The organism is Streptomyces sp. NPDC036764 (genome assembly GCF_055609385.1).
The window spans coordinates 55,531-80,867 of sequence record NZ_JBVJPT010000013.1 but is presented as its reverse complement, the minus strand read 5'-3'; the positions used below and the strand labels follow the sequence as shown (position 1 = coordinate 80,867).

Below are 25,337 nucleotides of genomic sequence, written 5' to 3'. Positions count from 1 at the left end.
GCCACTCGGTGCCCCGCCGGGGGGACCGTCAGTCGGTGTAGACCTCGGCGCGGTCCACGCTCACGAACGCTGCCCCGGAGGAGGAGTTGCGTTCCCCGGTGACGCGGACCTCCAGCGTGTGGGCGCCGTACGGCAGGCGTGGACTGAGATACTGGAGAGTCTCACCGGTGCGGATCGCTCCGTGGAAGTCGACGCGTTGTTCGGCGCCCACGTCGACGCGGATGCCGGCGATGCCGTTCCCTGTGCCCTTCACGGAGAGCAACGCGATCCTGGTGCCGGTGAAGTTGAACGTCGCGGTGTTGCCGGCCCGGTCACTCCAGTGGTCGTCGCTCCAGAAGCACTGCGCCGCGCAGCCGGTGCCCGAATTCCAGGCACCCCGGTACGTCACCGTGCCGCTGCCGCTGGAACGGCCGTCGTCGTTGATCCAGTAGTTGCCCGACCCGGGGTCGCCGGAGGGCAGGTCCGTCAGCCAGCGGCGTACCGTGCCGCGGTTCGCGGCGTACTTGGTGCTGGCAGTCACCCCCTGGCGGCACCGGCTCCCGTCCCGGGGGACCTGCCGCCCAGCCCCGGGATCAGCACCGCCGCCACCGCCAGGTGCATCAGAGCGAGGGAGACCCGGGTGCCGCCGTCCATGCCGTCGCCGATGAACGGCAGAAAGGACACGACCAGTACGGCGCCGGCCATCGCGGTCCAGATGGCGCGGGCGCGCCGCGCCCCGAACCGCTCCAGGGCGGCCAGCAGTCCCCAGCCGAAGAGCGACGCGAGCAGTGCGACGACCGCTACCGGCACGGCGCCGATGTCGAGGGTCTGCTCGCCGTCGGCGATCCGCAGCCGATGCCCCAGCAGTGGGTCCGCGACCAGCCACACCAAAACGGGGGCCAGGACGGCCAGGGCTGTAACCCCCAGGCGCCTTCTCCGCGCGCTCACTTGGCGTCCACCGAGAGCGCCCCGTGCAGGAAGACCTCCACCAGCTCCAGAGGGGTCAGGTCGGGCTCGTCCTCCGTACGCGGCTGGGTGAAGAGCAGCCCGAAGAAGAGGGCCGCGATCTGCTCCGGCGGTCGGCGCAAAGCGGCCTCGTCGGGCTCCAGCAGCTCCGCGAGGGCCGCGCGGATACGGGTCGTCGACTCCTCGCGGCCCGCGCCGCGCACCGTGCCGGGGTGCTTGCCGCCGCGGTGCCCCAGCGAGCCGAGGATCGCGCCCATCCTGGACATGTGCGCCTGCAGCGCCTCGGCCGCCTCCGCGAGCCGGTCGGGCAGCGGCAGCGATACGTCGATCGCGTCGAGCTCGCGGACCGCGTGCTCGGGGGAGAGTGCCTCGGCCACGCAGGCCTGCAGCAGCTCGTCCTTGTCGGCGAAGACCCGGAAGATCGTGCCCTCGCCGATGCCCGCGGCGCGGGCGATCTTCGCGGTCGTCACCGCGGCGCCGTACTCGGCGATCAGCGGGATCGCGGTCTGGATGATCATTTCGCGGCGCTGCTCCGGCGACATGGCGGGGGCGCGGCGGCGGGTGGTCTGGTTCTCCTTAGGTGTTGTCATGACGCGAGAGTACGGAGTGAGGACTCACTCCGTCAATGAGTGAGTCCTCACTCCGCTCTCTTCTCCCGTACTCGGAGGTCGACTTGACCGGGTGATCGGGGCCTACCCGAGCCAGGCCTTCACCTTCTCGGGATGCGCCGCGACCCACTTCTTCGCTGCCGCCTCCGGTGTCATCTTGTCGAGCGCGATATATCGGGCGACGGTGTTCTGGTCGTCATTGGTCCAGGTGAAGTTCTTCACCAACTCGTAGGCCGGGCCGCCGCTCTTCGCGAAACGGGTGCTGACGATCTTGTCGAGGTCGAACTCGGGATAGTCGCAGGCGACCTTCGCGGGATCGGTGTCGCAGCCCGCCGTGTGCTTGGGCAGGTCGATGTGGACCAGCGGTACCTCCGAGAAGAGCCACTGTGGCTCGTAGAAGTAGCCGATCACCCACTTCTTGTTCTTCTCCGCGTCCCGGAAGGCCTGGAGCAGGGCGGTCTCGCTGCCCGCATACACCACCTTGAAGTCCAGTTCCAGGTTCTTCACCAGGGCCTCGTCGTTGGTCTGGTACGACGGGTCGCCGTCGAGGAGTTGGCCCTTGCTGCCCGACTCGGAGGTCTTGAACTTCGCGGCGTACTTGTCGAGGTTCTGCCAGTCGGTGATGTCCGGGTACTTCTTCGCGATCCACGGGGGGATGTACCAGCCGATGATTCCCTTGTTGCCGGTCGGGCCGAGGTTGACGGCGGTCTTCTGCTCGGTGATGTACTTCTTCTTCAGATCGTCGTGGCCCCAGTTCTCCACGATGGCGTCGACCTCGCCCGTCTCGAAGCCCTGCCAGCCGATCTCCGCTTTGAGGTCCTTCTGGACCACCTTGCAGCCGAGTTCCTGCTCCGCGACGTGGGCGATGACCGCCGCGTTGGCCTCGTAGCCCACCCACGGGCTGACGGCGAGGTTGAAGGTGCCGCACTCGCCCGGACCTCCGCCCGACCCGGCGGTGTCCTCGCCGATCTTCGCCCCGCTGCACGCGGTCAGGGTGAGGCCGAGTACGGCCGTCGCCGCGGCGCCGGGGCGCCACCTTCTCGCTCGTTGTGCCATGGTCCTGCTCCTTGTGCGCCGGGCGTCTCACGCCGTGCGGATGGTGGAGTGAAGAGAGGTCAGGTCATGTCCAGGGCACACCGGAAGCCCACGTTGCCGGTCGCGGAGTCCGGGAACAGGCCCTGCCGCGCGGCGACCCTGTAGCGGCGGCAGTAGGAGGCATGGCAGAGGTAGGAGCCGCCCTTGGTGACGCGCCGCTGTCCGCCGCGGGAGGGGAAGAACGGGTCCTCGCACCATTCCCAGACGTTGCCGGTGGCGTTGTACAGGCCGAAGCCGTTGGGTGCGAAGGCGTCGACGGGGCAGGTGCCGTACCAGCCGTCGGCCGTGGGGTGCCGGTCCGGGAACTCGCCCTGCCACACGTTCATCCGAGGGTGCCCACCGGGCTCGAACTCGTCGCCCCAGGGGAACACCTTCGCATGCAGGCCCCCTCGGGCGGCGCGCTCCCACTCCGCCTCTGTGGGCAGGCGTTTGCCGGCCCAGGCGCAGTAGGCCTGGGCATCGCCCCAGTCGACATGGATGACGGGATGATCCGGCCGGGTGTCCCAGGTGGAGTGCGATCCGTCGGGGCAGCGCCAGTCGGCGCCCTCGACCTGACGCCACCAGGGGGCGGCGGCCACCGCCCGGGTGGGCGGGAAGTCGTCCGGGAGCAGCCCGGCGAAGACGAACGACCAGCCGATGCGCTCGGCGGAGGTGCGGTACCCGGTGTCGGCGGCGAACTGCGCGAACTGTGCGTTGGACACCGTACAGGCGTCGATCCAGAAGGCGTCGACGTCCGCCGTGCGCACCGGGCCTTCACCGTCGGCCGGATAGGCGAGTTCGTCCTGGCTGCCCATGAGGAACGGGCCGGCGGGGACGGCCACCATGCCCTCGGGTGTGGCCTGCCGCACGGAGGACGGCCGGGGCTGGGGCCGGTCCGCTGCCCGCCCGCCGGACGGCGTGCAACAGCTCACTGCGCCCCCATCACGCGTCGGTGCAGTCCCCCGTCGAACTCGGACGACGCGGCGCTCAGGTCGTCGAGGTCGATGCGCACCGTGTGAATGGTGCCGGTGAACTCATTGTCGAGGGCGGGATAGTCGTCGGTCACCGGGGTGCTCAGGTCGACTCCGACGTCGAGTGTCTCGTCGAAGGAGAAGTAGTACGGGATGGTCCGCGCGACCCGCCCGATCGCGTGCTTCTCCCCGTTCACCAGGAGTACGCCGGTTCCGCCCTTGCCGAGCCCTCCACCGTCGTAGGCGAATTCGAGCCGGATCTCGTGTCGGCCGGGCGTCAGAGGTTCGGCGCCACGCACGGTGTACAGGGTCATGCCGAAGTAGTTGTACGCGTAGGCCGGCCTGCCGCCGGTGATGTACAGGCTCCAGCCGCCGAATCGGCCGCCCTGGGAGATGATCACGCCGTCGGCGTACGTGTCCGGCAGTTCGACGTCCGCGGTGACGCTGTGCGAGCGGTTCTTCACGTTGAGGGTGGTCTCCTCGGTGAACCGCCGCATCCCCGCGCGGTAGGTGATGGACGTCCGCCCGCCGAGCAGGTCGATACGGCCCGCCACGGCGGGGTTCTCCCGTTCCGTGACCCGGTCGTCGAGGGGGAAGACCTGGTACTTCGCCGCCTCGATCAGGAACAGATCCCGCAACCGCCGCAGTTTCTCGGGATGTTCGACGGCGAGGTCGCGTGCCTGGCTCCAGTCGTGGTCGATGTCGTAGAGCTCCCAGACGTCATCGGTGAACCGCCGGTCCTTGTCCGGCACCATCTCCCAGGGGATGCCGTGCCGGGTGACCGCCATCCAGCCGTTGTGGTAGATGCCCCGGTTGCCGCACATCTCGAAGTACTGGGTGCGGCGGTGCTCGGTCGCGGCGGGGTCGCTGAGCGTGCGCTGCATGCTCGTGCCCTCGATGGGCTGCTGGGGCACTCCGTCCACGCTGAACGGCGCCGGGATTCCCGCGCAGTCGAGGATCGTCGGTAGTACGTCGATCACGTGCGAGAACTGGTGGCGCAGTCCGCCACGCTCAGAGACCCCGCGTGGCCAGTGCAGGATCATGCCGTCACGGGTGCCGCCGAAGTGCGAGGCCACCTGCTTGGTCCACTGGTAGGGGGTGTTCAGGGCGAGTGCCCACCCGGCCGGTGCGATCGGGTAGCTGAGCGGTCCGCCGATCTCGTCCAGGTGGTCGATCATCTCGTCCGGGTCGTCCACCACGCCGTGCCCGAGCCGGTGCTCGACGATCGTCCCCTCGATGCCGCCCTCGCCCGAGGCGCCGTTGTCCCCGAGGATGTAGAGAAAGAGCGTGTTGTCGAGTTCGCCGAGTTCCTCGAGCGCGTCGACGAACCTGCCGACCTGGACGTCGGCGTGTTCGGTGAAGGCGGCGAAGGTCTCCATGAACCTGGCCGACAGCCGGCGCTGGTTGTCGCTGAGCTCGTCCCAGTGGGGCACGCCCTCGGCCCAGGGCGCGAGTTCGGTCTCCGGAGGAACGACGCCGAGTTCCCGCTGCCGCTGGAGGGTCAGTTCGCGCTGCCGGTCCCAGCCGTGGTCGAACCGTCCGCGGTACTTCTCCTGCCATGCGCGGCCGACGTGCAGCGGGGCGTGTGCGGCGCCCAGCGCCAGGTAGGCGAAGAACGGCCGGTCCGGAGTCAGTGTGCGCTGGGTGCGGACCCAGTCGATGGCGTGGTCGACGAGGTCCTCGGAGAGGTGGTAGCCGTCCTCGGGCCGGCGATCGGGCTCGACCGGGGTGGTGCCCTGATACAGCAGCGGGTACCAGTGGTTCATTTCGGCGCCCATGAACCCGTAGAAGGTGTCGAACCCCTCCCCCGTCGGCCAGCGGTCGAACGGGCCGACCGGGCTGATCTCGCGTGGTGGGGTCTGGTGCCACTTGCCGAAGGCGGCCGTGCTGTAGCCGTTGCCCTGGAGGATCTGGGCCATGGTCGCGGCGCTGCGCGGCCGGAACCCGTTGTATCCGGGGGCCGCGGTGGTCATCTCGGTGGTGCCGCCCATGCCGACCGAGTGGTGGTTGCGTCCGGTCAGCAGGGCCTGGCGGGTGGGCGAACAGAGGGCCGTGACATGGAAGCGGGTGTAGCGCAGCCCGTTGTCCGCGAGCCGCTCCGCGGCCGGCATCTCGCACGGTCCGCCGAACGCGCTGGAGGTGCCGAACCCGAGGTCGTCGACGAGCACGATCACCACGTTCGGGGCGCCCTCGGGCGGCGGGACCGGGCCGATGGGGGTGAAGGGGGTCTCCTGGTCGTGTACGTCCATCGCGACCGTCGGCGGCCGGCGGGTATCCGGCCGCGGAAGTACGTGCCGTCCCGCGTCGAACTCAGTCATTCAATTCTCCGATTCGGTGGCCCGGCGGGAAATCACACCCTCTTTTCGCAGCCTGACAACCGGCGATGCACGGGTGTTATCGGGAGCCTCGGAAATGCCCCTACCTGCGATGCAGTCAAGGTGTCAGTCGTCGCAAGGGCCGGTCAACGAGGTCGCTTGAATTCACGTGAACCGGTTTTGAATGAAGGCGGTAGAGATTTTCTATACCTACTGGATATGTGCGTCCCGGGCGGGTGAGGACGTCAGGTCCACGAACGCCTGGGCGGCTGGGGACAGTTGGCCCGACCGCCAGACCAGTCGGCCGTGGCGCAGCAGCCGCGGGCGGTGGGACAGCATCCGGGCTCCGCGCAGTGCGGCGTCCCGGGCCATGGAAGCGGGCAGCACGGCGGCGCCGACACCGGACAGGACCAGCGGCACGATCATCGCGCGGTGCGCGGTCTCCACCGCGATGCGCGGTGCGACACCCAGGGCGGTGCACACGTCGTCGACCGCCGCCCGGGTCTCGGTGCCCGGGGGAGTCACGATCAGGTCGAGCGCCGCCAGTTGACGTGAGGTGATGGTGTCGCCCGCCGGATGCGGGTGGTCGGCGGGCAGCACCACATGCATCTCCTGCTCCGGCAGGTCGATCCCACTGAGGTCCGCCGTGGGCACCGAGGCGTCCACCAGGCCGAGTTCGCACTGCCCGGCCATGACCATGTGCCCCACGGCAGGCCCCTGCTCCGGATCGACCACGCGCACACTGACCTTCGGATGCGCGCGGTGGAAGCGGCCCAGCATGTCGGCCAGGGGGTCGACCGAAAGGGTCGTCTGCGAAACGATGTCGAGCCGACCACCGCTGAGCCCGAGCACTTCCCGTACCAGGGAACTCGCCGTGAACAGGTCGCGCAGGACCTGCCGGGCCGGCCGCACCAGCGCCTCACCCGCCGGGGTGAGACAGACACCCTGCGCCAGCCGATGAAACAGTTTCCCGCCGCATTCGCGTTCCAGGGCTCGGATCGCATGCGACAGCGAGGGCTGCGCGACATGGAGCGCGTTGGCCGCTGCCGTGAAACCGCCGTGCTCGACGACGGCGATGAAGTACTCCAGTTGACGTCGTTCCATCGGGTCTCCGTCGAATTTCCGCGCGCGTCCAAGGACCACCGCACACGCCGGCGGACGGCAGGCAGGCAGCAGGCAGCAGGCAGCAGGCAGCAGGCAGCAGGCACAGTCTGCATCGGACGGCGATCCGATGCAGGGCCTGGTCACCGATCGGACTTTGAACTCGCTGATGACAAAGTCTGGACGCGCTCGGTAAAAGGCCCCTACGGTATCGGCGCAACCGCACGAGTACCACCTCTGCGCGCCCCCGCGCAGCGGGTATCTCGACCGGAGTGCAATCCGGCGGCCTCCGGTCCGTTCTGGAGGACCGATGCTTCAACGGTTGTTCCGCCGTGCCCGAAGACGGCTCACCCCCCTGCTCCTCGGCAGCTTCCTCGTCGGGGGCGTGTGGACAGCGCCCCCGTCCGCCGCCGCCCCCGATGACATCACACCCCAGGAACCGGGAGTAACCCTGCGGGTGTTCGACACCCAGGTCCCGCTCAGCAAGCTGTGCACGCTCAAGCCGGGTCAGACCCCCAACCACGACAAGCTGATGCCGACCGTGGACTGGTCCACGACCGGCGACTTCGGCGGCTTCGCCGACAACTTCTCGGCCCAGGTATCCGGCTACCTCGTCATTCCCGACAACGGGTCCTACACCTTCCGCCTGACCAGCGACGACGGCTCGCGACTGACCATCGACGACCGGACGGTCATCGACCACGACGGACTGCACGGCGCCGAACCGAAGGACGGATCCCTCCAACTCACCGCAGGATCCCACCCGTTCCGCATCGACTACTTCGAACGCGGCGGCGAGCAGCGCCTCGCACTGGCCTGGAAGCCTCCGTCGGCGAACGACTTCACCACCGTGCCGAGCGAGGCACTGAGCACCGACGCCGGGGTAGTGCGGGTCACCGCCCCGGGCCGCAAGGAGTGCGAGTCGGGAGCCGACAGCCCGGGCGACGGTCTGCCCCTGACCGACGTACGCCCCGACCTCGCCCTCACCGACCTCCGCCCCGACGGTTTCGAGCCTCAGGTCACCGGCATGGACTGGCTGCCGGACGGGCGCCTGGCCATCACCACCTGGGGCGGCTCACAGACCACCACGGGCGAGGCGTACCTCCTCGACAACGTCACCGGAACCACGAGTCGCGACAAGGTGACCGTGCAGAAGGTGGCGAGCGGACTGCGCGAGCCCATGGGCATCAAGTACGTCGACGGCTCGCTGTATGTGTCGCAGAAGCACGAGCTGACTCAACTGGTCGACACCAACCGGGACTTCATCGCCGACGAGCACCGCACCGTCGCTACCTGGCCCTACGGCGGCAACTTCCACGAGTTCGCCTTCGGACTGCTCTACCGCGAGGGCTACTTCTACGTGAACCTGTCCGTCGCCATCAACTACGGCGGCGCGACCACGACTCCGCAGCCGGCACCCGGCCGCGGAACCACGTACAAGATCAGTAAGAAGACCGGGAAGATCCAGCCGATCGCGGGCGGCCTGCGCACCCCCAACGGCATCGGCTGGGGCCCCGGCGGCGACATCTTCACCACCGACAACCAAGGCGGCTGGCTGCCCGCGTCCAAGCTCGTCCACATCAAGCAGAACCGCTTCTTCAACCACTACACCGAGCCCTCGGGCCCCTTCGACGACCGCCCGGTGGCCGAACCGGTGCTGTGGCTTCCGCAGAACGAGATCGCCAACTCCCCCAGCACACCGCTGTACTTGACCAAGGGCCGGTTCGCCGGGCAGATGCTCCTCGGTGACGTCACCTACGGCGGGCTCCAGCGCGCCTATCTGGAGAAGGTGAAGGGCCAGTACCAGGGCGCGGTGTTCCGCTACACGCAGGGACTCGAAGCCGGCGTCAACCGCATCACCATGGGCCCGGACGGTGCCATCTACGCGGGCGGGCTCGGCGCCGACGGCAACTGGGGCCAGGAAGGCAAGCTGAAGTTCGGCCTGCAGAAGCTGACGCCCAACGGCGGCAACACCTTCGACATCAAGGAGATGCGCGCCGTCCCCGGCGGCTTCGACCTGGAGTACACCCAGCCGCTGTCCGAGACCACCGCGGAGAAGCTGGCCTCCCGGTACCAGGCCGAACAGTGGCGCTACTCCCCCACCTCGGACTACGGCGGGCCGAAGATCGCCGAGCAGCGGCTCGACGTCCGCTCGGCAACCCTTTCCGACGACGGGCGCACGGTCTCGCTGCGCCTCGACGGTCTCAAGCCGGGCCGCGTCGTGCACGTCCGCTCACCACGCCCCTTCGCGTCCGCGTCCGGTGAGGCGCTGTGGAGCACGGAGGCCTGGTACACGCTCAACGCCCTGCCGGGGAAGCAGCCGCCACCCGCGACGCAGTACGAGGCGGAGGAGGCACGGCTGACGGGCACGGCCGGCATCAACACCGACCACACCGGCTACTCCGGCAGCGGCTTCGTCGATCGCTACGGCACCGAGGGCAAGGCCGCCACCACCTTCGACGTCACCGTCCCGAAGGCCGGCGACTACGACGTGAACCTGCGCTACTCCAACGGACCCAACCCCTTCCAGGGCACCAAGTCCCTCTCCCTGTACGCCAACGGGCAGAAACTGAGACAGACCAAGCTCGCCTCGACCGGCAACTGGGACACCTGGTCGACCCAGACCGAACGGGTCACTCTCCGCGCGGGGCAGAACACCATCGCCTACCGCTTCGACTCCGGCGACACAGGCCACGTCAACCTGGACCTGATCACCGTCCGCCCGCACGGCACCCGCGTATCCCTCTTCGACGGCACCGCCGCGTCACAGGGGCAGTGGCAGCACACGGACGGACGATCCGTGGAATGGCCGCTGACCGACGAACAGTCGATGGAGGTGTGCTGCGGCGACCTCCGCACCAAGGACGCCTACCAGGACTTCAAACTGCATGTGGAGTTCCGCGTCCCGCTCCTGCCGGACGACGTGACCGGCCAGGACCGCGGCAACAGCGGCGTCTACCTCCAGGACCGGTACGAGCTTCAGATCCTCGACTCCTTCGGTGACACGACGCTCGACACGAACGAAGCCGGCGCGATCTATCTGAAGAAGGCTCCGGACGTCAACGCGGCCACAGCGCCGGAGACGTGGCAGACGTACGACATCACCTTCCGAGCAGCCCGGTTCGACGCCGACGGCACTAAGACGGCCGACGCGCGGGTCACGGTCGTCTGGAACGGGACGAAGGTCCACGACGACATCGCGATCGACGGCCCGACCGGCGGTGGCGCGTCGGAGGGGCCCTCGGCCGGGGCCATCCGCCTCCAGGACCACGGCAACAAGGTGCGCTACCGCAACATCTGGGTGGAGCCACTGAACTGAAAAAACCAGAACCGCGAGGAAAGGGGGCGCGCCCACGCAGACCGTGGGCGCGCCTTCCCCTCGAAATCCACGAGCCATCCACCGGGAGTCCGACCAGGATGTGCCCGTGAACCACGTCCTGCGCGGACTCGCCGCCAACCCATCCCTGCCTGCCGAACTGATCGACCCGCTCATCACCATCGCGGACACCGACCTCAGCAGCGAACTCGCCGCACGCACGGACCTCACTCCTGCACAACTGACCACGCTTGCCGCCCGCAGCGAGGAGATCGCCGTCCACCTGGTATACGAGGGCCGGCTGACCGCCGACGACATCGATCCCGCCGGCCAGCCCTACGCCGCGCTCGCCCTCCTCGACGAAGGGGCAGGTCGGCAGGAATGGACACCCCTTCTCGCAACCCACCCGATCACCCGGTGCCGGGAGAAGCTCGCCGCCTGCGCTGACCTGCCACCCGACGTCGTACGGACACTCGCTGCCGACCCCGACATCCAGGTGGTCGCGGAACTCGCACTGTGGACCACCCCCGACGCGGCCGCCAGGCTCGCCCGGCACCCGCACGCCGAGGTCCGCCGCGCGGCTGCGGCCAACGACTCGACGCCACCGGCCGTGCTGGCGATGCTGATCACCGGCGAAGGGCTCCCGCCGGCGCGGCGCTGCCAGGTCTGCGACCGCGAGGAGACGCCGTTCGTGCACGAGTGGTCCTGCCAGCGGCCCCACTGCGATCTGCCCGCGGGCGCCGCCTGCGACGGCTCGCACCAGTCGACCGTGCACGAGATCCAGCGCATGGCGCTGCTCAACCCCGCCACCCCGGTCGACGCCGCCGTCGCCTTCGCCGACCACCCGTCCATGCTGCTGCGCAGCGCCCTCGCAACCCGACCCGACCTGCCCCCGCCCGTGAGCGCACACCTCGCCAAGGACACCGTCCCCGGGGTCCGGGCCGACCTCGCCGAGAACCCCGCGATCGACGCCACCCTCATCCGTACGCTGGCCAACGACCGCGGCCACGACGTGCAGCGCAGACTGGCCCACAACCCGAACGTGCCGCTAGACGTGCTGGCCGACCTGGCCCGCGTGACCAGGATCGGCCCCACCCTGCTGCCGCGGATCGCCGCCGCCTCCCCGGCCGAGACCGCGGAACTGGCCGCATCACCCGAGCCTGCCGTACGGATGCTCCTGGCCCAACGACGCGACCTTCCGCCCGCGATCCGCGACACGCTCGCCGCCGACCCCGACACCAAGGTCGCCAAGTCCGTCGCACCCCACCCGGGTCTCTCCGAGACGCGCCTGCGCGCCATGGTCGCCCGCCATGCGGTCCAGGTGGTCGCCAAAGTGGCGGCCAACCCGGACGCCTCGCCCACCCTGCTGGAGGAACTGACCAGGCACCGGCCACCGGTGCGGAAGGTCTTCCGCGAAGTCGCCCGGCACCCCCACGCCTCAGCCCCCGCGCTGCTGGCCTGCCTGACCGATCCGAAAGCCCGCCCCTTGGCTGCCGCGCACCCGAATCTGCCCCCACCCGTCATCACCGAACTCCTCACCGACAACGACGACGAGGTGGCGGAGGCGGCAGCCGCCAACCCTTCATTGCCGCCCGCCGTGATGACGAAGCTCATGGGCGAGCCGGGGGTGACAGTGGCACCGGTGAGGTTCGAACCATGAGTCCTTCTCTGAGCTCTACCTGCTCGGCCGCAACTTCGGGGTAGGTGGCCACTTCGATTCGCGGCTCGGAGGGACGGTGGGGATCACCGAACGGGTCCTCGCCCAGCACTTCGAGTCGACGGTTCCACCTCTGCCGAAGAGGCTCTCCGCGACTCTGTCGGGAGTCTTGAGAGATCCGGGGTCACTCTCCTTGGCGGCACCACAGCGCAGTCGACCATTTACATAGACTATGAATATAAAAACGCTATGCTTCGAGCATGAGCCGTCAAGACACCGCTCCTGGCGCGTCCGCCGCCATCGGGGCAGCCCTCTACGGCCTGGCCACCAGGGCCGCGAGACGCCTGCCCCGGGACATGAGCCTGACGTCCGCCGCCACCCTGGCCACCCTGGACCGGACCGGCCCGCGGCGCATCACCGATCTGGCCGCGGTCGAGGGCGTCACCCAGCCCGCGATGACCGCCCTGGTCCGGGTGATGGAGGGGTCCGGCCTGGTCGAGCGGCGGGGCGACGCGTCCGACAAGCGGGTCACGCTGGTGTGCCTGACCGAGGCCGGCGCCTCCTATGTCCGGACGCGGCGCCAGGCGGGCGTCCAGGCGTTCGAGCGGTTGATCGGCGAGCTCACCGGCGACGAGGTCGAGGCGCTGGTGGCGGCCCTTCCGGCGCTGAAGCATCTGGCAGAGCTCGAAAGCCAGGACCGCGAAGGGCCGAAGCAGTGACCGGGCAGCCGGTCGGCGGGGTCGCGGTGAAGGCGTTCCCGGTGGCGCGTTCCGAGGCGCGGCTGCTGGTCCCCGCCCTGACGTTCATCGCTCTGGTCGTGGCGGCGGTCGCCAGCCTCGGGGCGCCGCTCATCACCAGCGTGGCGACCTCGTTCCACGTCTCGCTCGGCAGCGCGCAGTGGACGCTGACCGTCGCGCTGCTCAGCGGCGCCGTCGCCACGCCGGTCCTGGGCCGGCTCGGAGCCGGCCCGCAGCGGCGGGCCACGATCCTCGCCACGCTGGCGGTCGTCGTCGCCGGCAGCGCGCTCACCGTGCTGCCGCTGCCGTTCGCGTGGCTGCTGGCCGGCAGGGCGGCCCAGGGCGTCGGGCTCGGGCTGACGGCGCTGATGATGGGCGTGGCCCGGGACCACCTCCCCGAGGAGCGCAGCGCGGCCGTGATCGCCCTGATCTCGGTGGTCTCGATCATCGGGGCCGGCGTCGGCTACCCGCTGGCCGCACTGCTCGCCGAGCTCGGCGGGGTACGGGCCGCCTACGGCCTCGGCCTGGTCGTCACCGCCGCCGCCCTCCTGACCGCGTGGCGCTCCATGCCCGAAGCCCCCGAAGGCCGCTCCGCCCACGTGGACGTGGCAGGCGCGGTCGTCCTGGCCGCTGCGCTGCTCCTGGTGCTGTTCCTCGCCGGCGAACGGAATCTGTGGAGCCGGCACCTCGCCGTGGCGGCGGGCCTCGCCGTCGTCGCGGTGGTGCTGCTCTGCGTCTGGGCCGTCATCGAGCTGCGCAGCACGACGCCCCTGGTCGATGTGCGGGCGGTGCGGCACCCGGCGGTCGCCGGGGCGAACCTCGCCATGTTCGTCGGCGGGATCGGCATGTACCTCCTGCTCACGCTCATCACCCGGTACGCGCAGACGCCGCACGGCGCCGGCTACGGCTTCGGGCTGACGACCTTCGTCGCCGGGCTGGTCCTCATACCGTTCTCGGTGCTGGGGTTCGTCGCCGGCAAGCTCACGCCGCGGGTCCGGACGCGGACCGCCGACCCCCTGCTCCTGGCTGGCAGCGCCGTCGTGGTCGGCGGCGGGTTCGCGGTGTTCGCGGCGGCCCGGTCGGACCTGACCGAACTGTTCGCGGCGATGGGCGTGCTCGGCTTCGGTGTCGGGGGCTTCTCGGCCGCGATGCCCGGCGTCATCCTGGCCGTCACCCCCAAGAGCGAGACGTCGAGCGCCATGAGCTTCAACTACGTCGTCCGCAGCGTCGGGTACTCCCTGGGCAGCGCCATCGGCGGCCTGATCCTCGCCGCGGGCACCGGCCCCGGCCACCTCTTCCCCGACGACAGCGCCTACACCACCGCGGCGCTGGTCGGCATCGGCGCCATGGCGATCACGACGCTGACAAGCCTCGCTCTCGCCCGCCGACGCTCGTCCGAGACCAACCCGTAAGTCAGATGCACTCATCCCAACACTGGAGGTTCCATGCCCAAGGGCTACTGGGTCAGCGTCTACCGCACCATTTCAGACCCTGAGAAGCTGGCTGCTTACAACAAGCTGGCCGCTCCGGCCGTCGAGGCCGGGGGCGGTCGGACCTTCGTCCGTGGCGGTCGGGTCGTGGCGTATGACGCCGGAATCGCCGAGCGCACCGTCCTGGTCGAGTTCGACAGCTTCGAGCAGGCCGTCGCGGCGCGCGAGAGTGCGGCCTACCAGGAGGCGCTGGTCGCCCTCGCCGACGGCGTCGAGCGCGACTTCCGCATCGTCGAAGGCATCGACTGACCGAGGTCCAGTCGGATCTTCACTGAAGTCAGGGTGGTGAGACGCCCTGCTCCAGGATTCGCAGTGAAGGTGGCAGTCTCCGGACCAGTCCCGGCCCGAGCTGGGTCTGAGCAACGCCAAAACGGCGTGCTGCCTCTGCAGGCAGTTGGGGTGGTCGCGCCAGTACGGGGAGGTGAGCAGGCCGGTGAGCACGATGACTTAGGGGTAGGTGGCCACTTCGATTCGGGGCTCGGAGGGACGGTGGGGATCACCGAACGGGTCCTCTCCCAGCACTTCGAGTCGACGGTTCCACCTCTGCCGAAGAGGCTCTCCGCTCTGCTCACCGGTGAACCACCTGGTCAAGCAGTCGCGGGCGTCGATGAAGGCCAGCTCGGTGAAGGGATGGGCGCCCCGGCGGACGATCCGGTGATGCTGGAGGTCGGCCCGCACAACCTCGGGCAGCAGCGTCAGATCGTGTTGCTCTGCTCCGAGGAGCCAGTGGCCGTGCCGGTGGCAGACACCTTCGTGGTGCGGGGTGCTACGGACGACGACCCCGTGGACGTGCCGCCATGCCGAGGCGGCAGGCAGGGCGGCGCCGCGGTTCGATGATCTCGCCGACGAGTCGGAAGTCCCTGCCCACCGCCTCGCACGCAGTCTGCGTACCGGCGAACCTGGCCAGGTCCCGCGGCTTGCTCCGGCGAGCCTCCGGCCTGCTGTCCACCACCACGGATGACCCATCGGCCCGCCGGGCGAAGTAGTCCGGCGCGTGGGATAGCCACATGCCCTCCGGCGATGTCCAGAACAGCGAGAACGGCTGCGACGCGAACCACGTGACTCGAGGATCGAAGTCCATCGCGTGATCCCGCTCCAGCCAGGACTCGAACCCCACATGCCGCAGCATCGTGGTCGCCCAGTACAGACCCGGAAAGTTCCTCTGCCCCCGGTACGACGGAAACTCCCGCACCGGATCGGCCTCCTCGAAGGCCAGGTCCGTCACGTCCGCCAGCGACCCGCGTACCTCGACCCCGCCTTGAACCCAGGCCACCTCGAAATCGACCGCCCTGACCCTGCCGCCCTGCGGCTCCCTCTGATCATCCACACCAGGACGACGTCCACTGGAATGAGACAAGCCATCTGAACGGAGACAAGAGCCACCCCAAAGCGGGCCAGATGTATGACCAGGCGCCGTATCAGGTGCTTGGTTCATGCCCTGTTGTGACACGAATGCCGATCAACCCGGTGCAGCAAAGTCTCACTGTTTCGGGTGGTCTGTCGCATGGCTGCGCCGGGGAGGACGACCGGGACCGATCGCCCAAGCCGACGGCGACCGCACTCGACCACCAGGAAATCCGCGATCCCTTATGCCATTTGGTACGCGCGCCACCGCGCCGCTCCTCGCGGCGGCTGCGGCCCTGGCCTGTTGCCTACTGACCGGTTGCGACGTACCGCGCCCCTCAGATGCGACACCGACACCCTCCGCCGACCAGCCCGACCCGACGGACGAGATCATCAAGGCCGCCACCAAGCACCTCACCGACGCCTGCCTCACCCGCATCGGCCTCACCCCGCCGAACCCCGGCAAAAGCACGGCCCCGAGCGACAAAGGAGAGCAACGGCGCCTCGACGAAGCCCTGTTCGGCGCCGATCCGACCGAACTCTCCGTCGCCCTGCCCACCGGATACGTCGTACGCGCCCACACCGACGGCTGTCTGGCCGAGGCACAGCAGCGCCTCTACGGCGACCAACGCCGCTGGTTCGAGGCCTCGGTGGTCGTCAACAACCTGAAACCCGAGGCCGCGCACACCCACCGCGACCTCGCGGAAGTCCGCGCGCACCACCGCGCCGAGATCGCCGACTGGCAACGACTACGCACACACGCCCTCACCGAAGCCACCACCCTGCTCGACCAACACCACCGCACGTCCGACCCGATGGGAGAACCACCCGCATGAAGCGCCTGACCACCGCTCTGGCCGCCGCCCTGCTCTGCGCCGGCACCGTCCTGGGCGGCTCGGCCACTGCCGAGGCCGCCGACTGCCGAAGCGGCTACTTCTGCGTCTGGACCGACGCGAACTTCGACGGCCTCAAGATCGAGCACAGTGGCGACGATCGCTGGTGGGAGGGCGACATGTCCAACTACGACTCCTCCTGGGCAAACCACGGCGTCTCCGGCCCCGGCGTCCCCGACCACGTGAAGGTCTACGACGGCAGGGAACTGATCGGCGCGGTGACCATCTGCCTGGCACCCGGCCAGGAGGTCGGCTACAACGCGAACGCCAACGACCGGGGCAGCTCACACACCTGGTCCACCTCCTGCTGACACACCACGCCGGGGCGGGACCACGGGGAGGACACAGCAGCCCGACTCCCGGCCTCTATCGCACGCCATAGACCGTCTACGGCGGCCGGCATCCGACAAGGACCCCGGCCGCCGACTCGTTCCCGGAGGACAATGAGCGGCATGGCCATGGTGGAGGGCATCGATGTCCGCGGAATGCAGCACTGCGAGACGACGGCGCTGGGCGTGCTGCTTCGGCATGAGGGACTCGACCTGTCCGAGCCCATGCTGTTCGGGCTCGGCTCGGGGCTGTCCTTCATCTACTGGGACAGCAAAGGCATGGGCTTTCCCTTCCTGGGAGGCCGGGTCAAGCCGTTCGAGCTCACCAGGAACCTGGCCGCCGTACTCGGGCTTGAGCTGCTGCTCTGGGAGACCACCTCCCCGCGCAAGGCATGGCAGAACGTGGCGGCCCCCATCGACGCCGGTCGACCGGTCGGCCTCCAGCTCGACAGCTACCACCTGGACTACTTCAGCACCAAGGTTCACTTCGGTGGGCACGTCGTGGCCATGTACGGCTACGACGAACAGGACGCCTACCTGGTGGACACCGACCCGCAGGGCGGAGCCGTCTCGACCAGCCTCGCCGGCCTGGCCAGGGCCAGAGCCGAGCGCGGCCCCATGACGGCCAGGCACCGGTCCTTCACCATCAAAGCGCCCGGCAGTCCGACGTCCCCGCAGGACCGGATCATCCCCGCGATCAAGACCTGCGCCGACGCCTTCCTTAACCCGCCCATCGCGAACCTGGGCCACCGGGGCATCGAGAAGACCGCCGGGCTAGTGCCCAAGTGGCTGCAGCGCAGCGACAATCCGCAGGACGACCTGCCACGGGCAGCCGTCCTCATGGAGAAGGCCGGCACCGGCGGTGCCCTGTTCCGCAATCTCTACCGGGACTTCCTCGCCGAGTGTGCCGAGCTGATCGACAGCAGCCACCTGCGCACCGGCCACAGCCGGTATGCCGAGGCCGCCGCCCTCTGGTCGGAGGTGGCCGCACTCGTCACGGCAGCAGGCGAATCCGGCGACGCGAAGAACCTCATGCAGGCCGGCACCATCCTTCACGAGCTCTCGCGTATCGAACGCGATGCGATGCAGGCACTCAGCATGCTCTAGAGGCCCTGCCCGCACATCCGCAGACGGGCCGGACCAGGTGATGCCTTGGTCCGGCCCGTCTGTTCGCCGCTAGAGGTCGAGCTGGTGCTGGTGTGTGGTGTGGGTGGGTGTGTAGCCGAGGCCGTCGTTGATGCGTCTCATGTGTGTGTTGCTCTCGGCGGTGTCGGTCAGGAGGCCGCCGAGGTCCGGATAGTGCCCACAGGCCTGGCGGATCGATTCGGCCTTCATCCATCGGCCCAAGTCGTGTCCTCGGTGTTCGGGCAGCACGCCGGTGCCGTAGTGCTGGGCATCGCCTGTGCCGTCGCCTGGGACGACGAGTTCGGTGAATCCGGCGATCGAGCCGGTGGCGGTGTCGATGGCGACAACGGTGTGGAGCCGGTCACCGCGCTGTTCGACGGTCTTGGCCGCGGCTCGGACCCGGTCCACGTCCCAGGTCACGGTGCCGTAGTCGGTGTCGTCCATTGGCATGTCGTCCATGGCGCGGCGTGAGGCGGCGAACGTGTGGGCAAGCCCGTCGGGGACGGTTCCCTGCCAGTGCGCCAGCCTGTAGCCAGGATGCGGTCGCTCGACGATCTCGGTGAGGGCGGTGGTGTCCACGCCAGCCAGGGCCAAGCGGGAGTACCTCAGGGTGAGGACCTTCCGGAAACCGCGCGCCGCCAGGAAGCAGTCGCCCGGCGATCCGGCGTCGGTCTGCGCTATGACGCAGCGTCGGGCGTCGTCGTGAGCGGCGGCCACGGCAGCGTCGAGGAGCCGGGACCCGACGCGCTTGCGTCGCTCCGCGGGATGGACCTGGAGGGCCAGTTCGGCCAGGTGCTGCTGTCCGGGATCGGTGAACAGACGCAGAAAGGCCGTCCCGACTGGAATGGAAGCGGCATCGGACGCCAGCCAGACAAGAGACCGGCTGTGCGGCCCGTGATCGGGATCGGTCAGTGGGGTGATGCGAAGCGACAAGGTGTCTCCGTGGTGAGGAGGTGGCAAGGGTGAATGTGCGGGCTGAACTGCTGGGCACTCCTGCGCATGTGCTCCACACCTCCTCGTCGACAACGCCGGTCCGGAACATCACGGACGGCTGGGAGAATCTAGTTCGGCCATCGTTCCTCGGCAACGGGTTTAACGCGGGGCCGGTGTTCAAGACGCCGCCCCGCTCCGGAAGCCGAACGGCGCACCCCCCCAGCTCATCAGGCGCCCCGTCGGACGTTCCCTAGCTCCCCGCCACACTCCGCCAGAAGTCCCGCATCAGCGGCGTCGGTGTCGGGCTCGTCATCCCCATCTGGGTCAGCAGGATCGCGATCGTTCCCGTCGAAGGGACGATGTGTGCCGTGGTGCCCGTGCCGCCGACCCAGCCGTAACGGCCGGGAACGTTCCAGGGGTCGGCCGGGGTGACGTCGACCTGGCCGCCGTAGCCCCAGCCCTGGCCCTCCAGGAAGAGGGTGACGTCGGCGCGCTGCCCGGCCGTGAGGTGGTTGGAGGTCATGCGGCTGACCGTGGTGGGGGTGAGGAGGCGGTGGCCGTTGCCCTCGCCGCCGTTCAGCAGCATCCGGGCGAAGGCCAGCCAGTCGTCGGCCGTGGAGGCGAGGCCGCCACCGCCCGAATGGAAGCGCGGGACCCGGCTCCACAGCCCGTCGGGTGCGTCCGCCAGTTCCGGAGTGCCGTCCGGGGCCGGGGTGTAGTACGACGTGAAGCGGTGCCGCTTCGACTCAGGTACCTCGAAGGCCGTGTCCTGCATGCCCAGTGGCTCGAAGATCCGTTCCGCGAGGAAGTCGGGGAGCGTGCGGCCCGAGGCCCGCGCGACCAGGATGCCCTGGAGGTCGGACGAGGTGCCGTACAGCCAGGCGTCTCCCGGCTGGTGGAGCATCGGCACCTGCGCGAGGAGGTCCAGCCAGGTGTCCGCGTCGGGCCAGTCCTGAAGGGCGCGGCCGTCCTTCTGCACGGTGAACAGGGATTGCACGGCCGGGAGTGAGAAGTCGGAAGGAAAGCCCCAGCCGGTGCGGGAGCTGAGCAGGTCCTCGACCGTGATCGGACGGACCGCGGGGACGACGTCCTCGACCGGGGCGTCAGGGGTGCGCACCACGCTCGGCTTCGCCAGCTCCGGCAGCCACTCCTCGACCGGCGCGTCCAGAGCGAGCCGCCCCTCCTCCACCAGCATCAGAACCGCAGCCGCCGTGATCGGCTTGGTGATGGACGCGATACGGAAGATCGAGTTCCTCGCCATGGGGGCGGTGCCGTCGACGTCCACCGAGCCGACGGTCACCACCTCCACATCGTCGTCGCGGGCCACGAGGCCCACAGCGCCCGGCACCGTCCCGTCGTCGACGTACCGGTGCAGGGTGTCGTGCAGGGCGTTCATCGGGCGGCCTTCCGGTCGAGGTGGTCGTAACGTGTACGACTGTCCGGGCGCCGGAAACTCATCGGCCCACCCAGCGGTGATAGGCGTCCATGTCGACGTTGCTGCCGCACACGATGGTGACCACGTGCCTGCCGGCGAAGCGGTCGGGGTCTTCGAGGATCGCCGCGATGCCGAGTGCGGCCGACGGTTCGACGACCAGCCCTGCGTGCTCGAGGAGCATCCGCATGCCGGCGATGATCGACGCCTCCTGGACCAGGACGGCGTCGTCGGCGACCACGAGGAGGTCGTTCAGGACGGCCGGGATGGGACATCGGCCGGCGACGCCGTCCGCGATGGTGTCGGTCGAGTCGGTCGTGACGACGTGCCGCCTGTGCCAGGAGTGTGTCATCGCCGGTGCGCCTCGCGGCTGGACGCAGATCACCTCGACCTCGGGCGCCAACGCCTTCATGACATGCCCCACACCGGTGGCCAGCGCCCCGCCGCCGAGAGCGATCAACACGGTGTCGAAGGACGGCGCGGAGTCCACCAGCTCCAGTCCTATGGTCGCTGCGCCCTCGCAGGTCTCTATGTCCAGGCTGTCCTCGACCAGCCGAATGCCGTCGTGGCGAGCGATGACCGCCGCCCGCTCGCGCGCCATCTCATGGTCGCCGTCCACCAGTTCCAGCGTGGCGCCCAGTGCGCGGATGCGATCAAGCTTGGCCGCGGTGGCGAAGCGGGATGCCACGACGGTGACGTCGAGCCCCCGGCCGCGGCCGGACCAGGCGAGGGCCTGGCCGAGGTTGCCCGCACTGGCGCACACCGCGGCCCGCTGCCCATGCTCGGCCAGCAGGCTCACGACCACCTCGGTGCCGCGGGCCTTGAAGCTGCGGACCGGGTTCGCCGTTTCGAGCTTGATGCTCACCGTGCACCCGAGGCCGGGCTCCAGCGCCTCGCAGCGGTACAGCGGAGTGTCGAGAAAGGCCGGGTCGATCACCCGTCGGGCGGCCCGGATCCGGGCCATGTTCAGGCGCGTCTCCTGCACGACACAGCAGCGTAGCGCCGGCGGCACTCGCCAGTGGTCACCTCCGGTCGGCTGTTCGTGATCCAGTTCACATTGCCTGCAGCGATGACTTTGGTGGCCTTCACCGGTCGAATGATCGACAACCATCAACAGACTGGAAGCGAGGACACCAATGGCCGCCGAAGTGAAGGGTCCCGCCGCCTACTTCCCCTCGATCGAGAAGAAGTACGGCCGCCCGATCGCCGAGTGGAAGGAACTCATCCGCGCCTCCCCGCTCACCAAGCACATGGAGCTCGTCAACTGGCTCAAGTCCGAGCACGCCCTGGGCCACGGCCACGCCAACGCCCTCGTGGCACACACGCTCGCCGAAGACGCCGGCAAGTAGTCAGGCGGGAGCGCCGACACACCGCCGCCGTCCGGCCGTCAGGGTTCCCTGACGGCGGCCGTGCGGATGCCGTTGCAGAGCGGGCGCATAGGATCACCGGCATGCCACTGCGACCTGCTCACCTGATCATCAAGGCACTCGATGCCTCGGCGGTCGGCCGGTTCTGGGCGGAGGCACTCGGCTGGAGTGCCTACAGCCCCGGCGTGACCACCTACGTCGGCCCCGCCGGCGGCCTCGTCTGGCCGGACCCGGTCGTCGTCGGCATCGACGTCGTTCCCGTCCCGGAAGCCAAGACGGCGACGAAGAACCGCGTCCACCTCGATCTCGCCACCACCTCGGCGGCCCATCAGACGGAGCTGGTCGCACGCCTGAGGGCTCTCGGTGCGAAGCCCGCCGACGTGGGGCAGGGCGACGTCCCATGGACGGTCCTCGCCGACCCGGAAGGCAACGAGTTCTGTGTTCTGGAGCCTCGGGAGGTCTACCGGGACACGGGGCCGATCGCAGCGATGGTGATCGACTGCGCGGATCCGCGGGCCATGGCCCGGTTCTGGGGCGAGGCGATGGACTGGACCCTGCACGAAGTGACCGACGATCATGCGGTGTTGCGCTCCGCCAAGGGCGTAGGCCCGTATCTGGAGTTCCTCCGCACGCCAGACGTCAAGACCGCGCCGGACCGCGTCCACCTCGACCTGCTGCCGTACCCCGGTGACGACAAGGCAGCGGAGGTGGCCCGGCTGCGGGCCTTGGGCGCCACCGACCTCGATCTCGGCCAGGGCGACGTGCCGTGGACGTGCCTGAACGACCCAGAGGGCCACGAATTCTGCGTCCTCGCCCAGTCCTGAACCGGAGCCTCCCGGGCACCCCGATACCTGAGCCTGGTGTGCTCTCCGATCTCCCAGGTATCTTCACAAGGGTGGCCCGACTCCGGGGTCAACTCGCCTTGAGAGTGACGGCTGTTGTGCCGGTGGTGCGCTCGTGTGCAGCGCGGGCCGTTTCCAGCAGGCGCCGCCAGGAAGTGACGGTCGGCCGCCGCCGGAGCAGGGCCCGCCGTTCCCGCTCGGTCATGCCTCCCCACACGCCGTACTCGATGCGCTCGTCCAAGGCGTGGGCGAGACACTCCGTTCGTACGCCGCAGCCGCCGCACAGTGCCTTGGCTCGGTTTTGTGCTGCCCCTTCGACGAACAGGTCGTCAGGGTCGGCAGTCCGGCACAGTCCACGTTCACTCCAGTCGGTGCCCGCCATCTGTGATGCCGTCCTCTCCCCTGGACTGGTGATGCCGGTTGCCACCATGCTGTAGGCAACCGGCATATGACAGTACGTCGTTCAGCGGCTTTTGCCGAGCCTGCCGTACGTTGTCACACCTTCGGGTGAGCGGTGCTTGCCTGGTGCGGACGGTAGCGCTATGGCTGCCTCCGCTTGCCGGCGCCGGCTGCTCCGAGGGCCCGGCTACGCGCAGCCTCGACAGGCGAGGGCCTCGACCGGGCCCGGGCGAGACGAGGGTCGGCGCCCAGGCTGCGACGCACCTCTCCGACTCCGCGGGCCGCCAGATTGGCTGGACGAACGGAGAGTGCGCCTGCAATCTCTGACGGCCCTTCCGTTCCTGCCCATTCGGGTGGTCAGGGGCGTCTGTCACGGGCGAAGATGGTGGTCATGACGGATGAGGGCATCTCGATCGACGCCAGCACGCCCAGTATCGCGCGTGTCTACGACTATCTGCTGGGCGGCAAGGACAACTACGCCGTAGACCGCGAGATCGGCGATGTGTTCAAACGGGACCTCCCCGGCTCGGTCGGAATCGCCTTCGCCAACCGCGCGGCCCTGACGCGGGCGGTGACGGAGATCGTGACGACGACCGACGTGCGGCAGTTCATCGACCTGGGCAGCGGTCTGCCGACAGCCGACAACGTCCACCAGGTTGCACAGCGACACGCTCCGGAGTCCCGCGTCATCTACGTCGACATCGATCCCCAAGTGCTGGTCTACGGCCGCGCACTGCTGGAGCAGAACGACCGGACCCGAGTCGTCGCCGCCAACGTCCGTAATCCCGAAGACGTCTATCAGCACCCGGACACCCGGGAATTGATCGACTTCGAACGCCCTGTGGCCGTCATGTTCAGCGCCATCCTTCACCACGTCAACGACGACGAGGACCCGGCACGGATCGTCCGCTACTGGCGCGACCGCGTGGCGTCCGGGAGTTGCTTCTTCGTCAGTCACTTCCGTTCCGGCAACAACTCGGAGACGAGGGAAGCCGAGAAGGTCCTTCAGCAAACCTTCGGCCGCGGCCGGTGGCGCAGCGACGAGGAGATCGAGCACCTACTGGACGGCCTGGAAATCCTCGACCCCGGCATCGTGCCCGCGTCCCTATGGCGCCCTGAAGTGGCCGACAGTCCATGGAACGACGCCGGCGAAAGGGAACTCACCGTCTGGGAGCACCTCATCACGGCCGGGCTGGCCCGCAAGCCTTGAGCCCGTCCCGCCTACGGAGTTGCGGCTCCGACACTGAGTCGCCACAGAGGGCCTCCGTACGGAGGGGGGCCGAGGAGAAGCGACCCCGCCCATGGGCTCAACCATGTCAGGGGGTGCTCACGGCCATTCGCCGGCGTCGCAGTCCCCTAAAGGTTGTCCCGTAACCCGTGTGGCTGTTGGTGCGTTGGCTGGGCATGGGTGGGGTGATTTCAGCGGATGATCCGAAGTGGATCGAGCCGTTCTTCGGGCTGACCGAGGTGCAGTTCGCCAGGCTGGTGGCGTTGGTGCGGCGTCGCGGTGGTGACGTTCAGCGCGGTCGTCCCTGGCGGCTGCCGCTGAAGGACCGGGTGTTGCTGGTAACGGAATACTGGCGCACGAACCTGACGTTACGGCAGGTGGTGCCGTTGTTCGGCGTCTCGAAGTCTGCGGCTGACCGCATCCTCGATCACCTGGCGCCCTTGCTGGCCATCTCGCCGGCCCGACGGCCGCGCAAGGACACCGTCTACATCGTCGACGGCACCCTGGTGCCCACCCGTGATCGCAGTGTGGCCGCCTCCAGCAAGAACTATCGGTACTCGACGAACGTGCAGGTCGTGATTGATGCCAACAGCCGCCTGGTGGTGGCGATCGGCCGCCTCTGCCTGGCAGCCGCAACGGCTGCCGGGCGTTCACGGAGTCCGGCGTGGACCGGGCCTGCCGCGGAGCACCGACCATCGCCGACGGCGGATACCAGGGCACTGGTCTCCTCATCCCGCACCGCAAACGACGAGGTCAGACCCATCTCAGTCGACAGCAGGAGGCGGAGAATGCCGTCCACCGCCGGGCGCGGGCCAGGGTGGAACACGCCCTGTCGCGGTTGAAGAACTGGAAGATCCTGCGCGACTGCCGACTCAAGGGCCACGGTGTTCACCAGGCGATGCTCGGCATCGCCCGGCTCCACAACCTGGCCCTCACTGGATAACTCACGCCCCATACGGGACAACCTCTAGAGGGGACAGTACTGACCTGACTGCCGCTGCGGAAAGATCGATCTGCACCGGTCGTTGCGCAGCCGCCATGAGGGGCAGTGGGCCTCGGCCAAGACCGCAATCTGATGACAACGTGCCCTGAGCACTGCACCACAAGCGCACCAGATCGAGCGGGGAACAGCGGGGAATCACGGTGAACTTGAGCGCCGCAGACGAGACCACAGCTCAGCCGTTCGCCCAGGTCAGCGCCTGAACCGGCTGCAAATGATCGCAGCCTCCCA

22 protein-coding genes and 2 pseudogenes are annotated in these 25,337 nt (G+C 69.0%); 12 read left to right on the top strand and 12 right to left on the bottom strand.

What is annotated here, in order from left to right:
• Nucleotides 1-28: 28 nt before the first annotated feature.
• The 7 genes and pseudogenes from ACZ69Q_RS34785 to ACZ69Q_RS34755 form a co-directional block, all read right to left on the bottom strand.
• Nucleotides 29-463 (bottom strand): annotated as a pseudogene (locus ACZ69Q_RS34785) (hydrolase); the annotation flags it as partial.
• A 53-nt stretch (nt 464-516) separates the two neighbouring features.
• Nucleotides 517-927 carry a DUF6069 family protein gene (locus ACZ69Q_RS34780; protein ID WP_471049859.1) on the bottom strand — a complete coding sequence of 137 codons (411 nt, stop codon included), beginning with the start codon at nt 925-927 and terminating at the stop codon, nt 517-519.
• Complete coding sequence (locus tag ACZ69Q_RS34775; protein ID WP_471049857.1) at nt 924-1,535, bottom strand: TetR/AcrR family transcriptional regulator; 612 nt, start codon at nt 1,533-1,535, stop codon at nt 924-926. The genes ACZ69Q_RS34780 and ACZ69Q_RS34775 overlap by 4 nt, the downstream gene beginning before the upstream one ends.
• Before the next feature lie 102 nt (nt 1,536-1,637).
• Complete coding sequence (locus tag ACZ69Q_RS34770; protein ID WP_471049854.1) at nt 1,638-2,609, bottom strand: ABC transporter substrate-binding protein; 972 nt, start codon at nt 2,607-2,609, stop codon at nt 1,638-1,640.
• Between the two features lie 59 nt (nt 2,610-2,668).
• Entirely contained in the window at nt 2,669-3,472 is an 804-nt protein-coding gene (locus ACZ69Q_RS34765) for a formylglycine-generating enzyme family protein (protein ID WP_471049851.1), read from the bottom strand.
• 83 nt (nt 3,473-3,555) lie between these two features.
• Nucleotides 3,556-5,916: an arylsulfatase gene (locus ACZ69Q_RS34760; RefSeq protein ID WP_471049849.1), complete on the bottom strand. Its 2,361-nt coding sequence runs from the start codon at nt 5,914-5,916 to the stop codon at nt 3,556-3,558.
• A 207-nt stretch (nt 5,917-6,123) separates the two neighbouring features.
• Nucleotides 6,124-7,017: a LysR family transcriptional regulator gene (locus ACZ69Q_RS34755; RefSeq protein WP_471049847.1), complete on the bottom strand. Its 894-nt coding sequence runs from the start codon at nt 7,015-7,017 to the stop codon at nt 6,124-6,126.
• Between the two features lie 307 nt (nt 7,018-7,324).
• Between ACZ69Q_RS34755 and ACZ69Q_RS34750 the strand changes: the two genes are divergently transcribed.
• The 5 genes from ACZ69Q_RS34750 to ACZ69Q_RS34730 all read left to right on the top strand — a co-directional run bounded on the left by ACZ69Q_RS34750 (nt 7,325) and on the right by ACZ69Q_RS34730 (nt 14,463).
• Complete coding sequence (locus ACZ69Q_RS34750) at nt 7,325-10,333, top strand: 3-keto-alpha-glucoside-1,2-lyase-like domain-containing protein (protein ID WP_471049844.1); 3,009 nt, start codon at nt 7,325-7,327, stop codon at nt 10,331-10,333.
• 106 nt (nt 10,334-10,439) lie between these two features.
• A complete protein-coding gene (locus tag ACZ69Q_RS34745; protein ID WP_471049842.1) occupies nt 10,440-11,990 on the top strand; it encodes a hypothetical protein in 1,551 nt (516 codons plus the stop codon).
• A gap of 353 nt (nt 11,991-12,343) precedes the next feature.
• Nucleotides 12,344-12,706 (top strand): MarR family winged helix-turn-helix transcriptional regulator, encoded by a 363-nt coding sequence (locus tag ACZ69Q_RS34740; protein ID WP_471050282.1) that lies wholly within the window; start codon nt 12,344-12,346, stop codon nt 12,704-12,706.
• Nucleotides 12,703-14,136 carry an MFS transporter gene (locus ACZ69Q_RS34735; protein WP_471049840.1) on the top strand — a complete coding sequence of 478 codons (1,434 nt, stop codon included), beginning with the start codon at nt 12,703-12,705 and terminating at the stop codon, nt 14,134-14,136. The genes ACZ69Q_RS34740 and ACZ69Q_RS34735 overlap by 4 nt, the downstream gene beginning before the upstream one ends.
• Before the next feature lie 33 nt (nt 14,137-14,169).
• Nucleotides 14,170-14,463 carry a DUF1330 domain-containing protein gene (locus ACZ69Q_RS34730; protein WP_471049838.1) on the top strand — a complete coding sequence of 98 codons (294 nt, stop codon included), beginning with the start codon at nt 14,170-14,172 and terminating at the stop codon, nt 14,461-14,463.
• A 517-nt stretch (nt 14,464-14,980) separates the two neighbouring features.
• Here the strand turns inward: ACZ69Q_RS34730 and ACZ69Q_RS34725 are convergent.
• Nucleotides 14,981-15,541, bottom strand: a complete 561-nt coding sequence (locus ACZ69Q_RS34725; RefSeq protein ID WP_471049836.1) for a TnsA-like heteromeric transposase endonuclease subunit — start codon at nt 15,539-15,541, stop codon at nt 14,981-14,983.
• A 262-nt stretch (nt 15,542-15,803) separates the two neighbouring features.
• Between ACZ69Q_RS34725 and ACZ69Q_RS34720 the strand changes: the two genes are divergently transcribed.
• The 3 genes from ACZ69Q_RS34720 (at nt 15,804) to ACZ69Q_RS34710 (ending at nt 17,887) form a co-directional block, all read left to right on the top strand.
• Nucleotides 15,804-16,394, top strand: coding sequence for a hypothetical protein (locus tag ACZ69Q_RS34720; RefSeq protein ID WP_471049834.1), 591 nt, complete (start codon nt 15,804-15,806; stop codon nt 16,392-16,394).
• Nucleotides 16,391-16,762, top strand: coding sequence for a peptidase inhibitor family I36 protein (locus ACZ69Q_RS34715; RefSeq protein WP_471049831.1), 372 nt, complete (start codon nt 16,391-16,393; stop codon nt 16,760-16,762). Before ACZ69Q_RS34720 ends, ACZ69Q_RS34715 begins: the two co-directional genes overlap by 4 nt.
• 141 nt (nt 16,763-16,903) lie before the next feature.
• Nucleotides 16,904-17,887, top strand: a complete 984-nt coding sequence (locus ACZ69Q_RS34710; RefSeq protein WP_471049829.1) for a BtrH N-terminal domain-containing protein — start codon at nt 16,904-16,906, stop codon at nt 17,885-17,887.
• 69 nt (nt 17,888-17,956) lie between these two features.
• Here the strand turns inward: ACZ69Q_RS34710 and ACZ69Q_RS34705 are convergent, their stop codons facing one another.
• From ACZ69Q_RS34705 to ACZ69Q_RS34695, 3 genes are all read right to left on the bottom strand, one after another.
• On the bottom strand, nt 17,957-18,838 hold the full coding sequence (locus ACZ69Q_RS34705) for a GNAT family N-acetyltransferase (RefSeq protein WP_471049827.1): 882 nt from the start codon (nt 18,836-18,838) through the stop codon (nt 17,957-17,959).
• A gap of 250 nt (nt 18,839-19,088) precedes the next feature.
• Nucleotides 19,089-20,234: a serine hydrolase domain-containing protein gene (locus ACZ69Q_RS34700; protein ID WP_471049824.1), complete on the bottom strand. Its 1,146-nt coding sequence runs from the start codon at nt 20,232-20,234 to the stop codon at nt 19,089-19,091.
• Between the two features lie 58 nt (nt 20,235-20,292).
• Nucleotides 20,293-21,255 (bottom strand): threonine ammonia-lyase, encoded by a 963-nt coding sequence (locus tag ACZ69Q_RS34695; RefSeq protein WP_471049821.1) that lies wholly within the window; start codon nt 21,253-21,255, stop codon nt 20,293-20,295.
• Nucleotides 21,256-21,406: 151 nt separating this feature from the next.
• On the opposite strand from ACZ69Q_RS34695, the gene ACZ69Q_RS34690 reads away from it, so the two are divergent.
• Both ACZ69Q_RS34690 and ACZ69Q_RS34685 read left to right on the top strand, forming a co-directional pair.
• Nucleotides 21,407-21,619: a DUF4287 domain-containing protein gene (locus ACZ69Q_RS34690; protein ID WP_471049818.1), complete on the top strand. Its 213-nt coding sequence runs from the start codon at nt 21,407-21,409 to the stop codon at nt 21,617-21,619.
• A gap of 101 nt (nt 21,620-21,720) precedes the next feature.
• Complete coding sequence (locus tag ACZ69Q_RS34685) at nt 21,721-22,461, top strand: VOC family protein (protein ID WP_471049815.1); 741 nt, start codon at nt 21,721-21,723, stop codon at nt 22,459-22,461.
• A gap of 88 nt (nt 22,462-22,549) precedes the next feature.
• On the opposite strand, the gene ACZ69Q_RS34680 is transcribed toward ACZ69Q_RS34685, so the two are convergent.
• Complete coding sequence (locus ACZ69Q_RS34680) at nt 22,550-22,861, bottom strand: WhiB family transcriptional regulator (RefSeq protein ID WP_471049813.1); 312 nt, start codon at nt 22,859-22,861, stop codon at nt 22,550-22,552.
• A 408-nt stretch (nt 22,862-23,269) separates the two neighbouring features.
• Between ACZ69Q_RS34680 and ACZ69Q_RS34675 the strand changes: the two genes are divergently transcribed.
• Together ACZ69Q_RS34675 and ACZ69Q_RS34670 are read left to right on the top strand one after the other, a co-directional pair.
• Nucleotides 23,270-24,088, top strand: coding sequence for an SAM-dependent methyltransferase (locus ACZ69Q_RS34675; protein ID WP_471049810.1), 819 nt, complete (start codon nt 23,270-23,272; stop codon nt 24,086-24,088).
• A 194-nt stretch (nt 24,089-24,282) separates the two neighbouring features.
• Nucleotides 24,283-25,049: pseudogene (locus ACZ69Q_RS34670) on the top strand (transposase).
• The last annotated feature ends 288 nt before the right edge of the window (nt 25,050-25,337 follow it).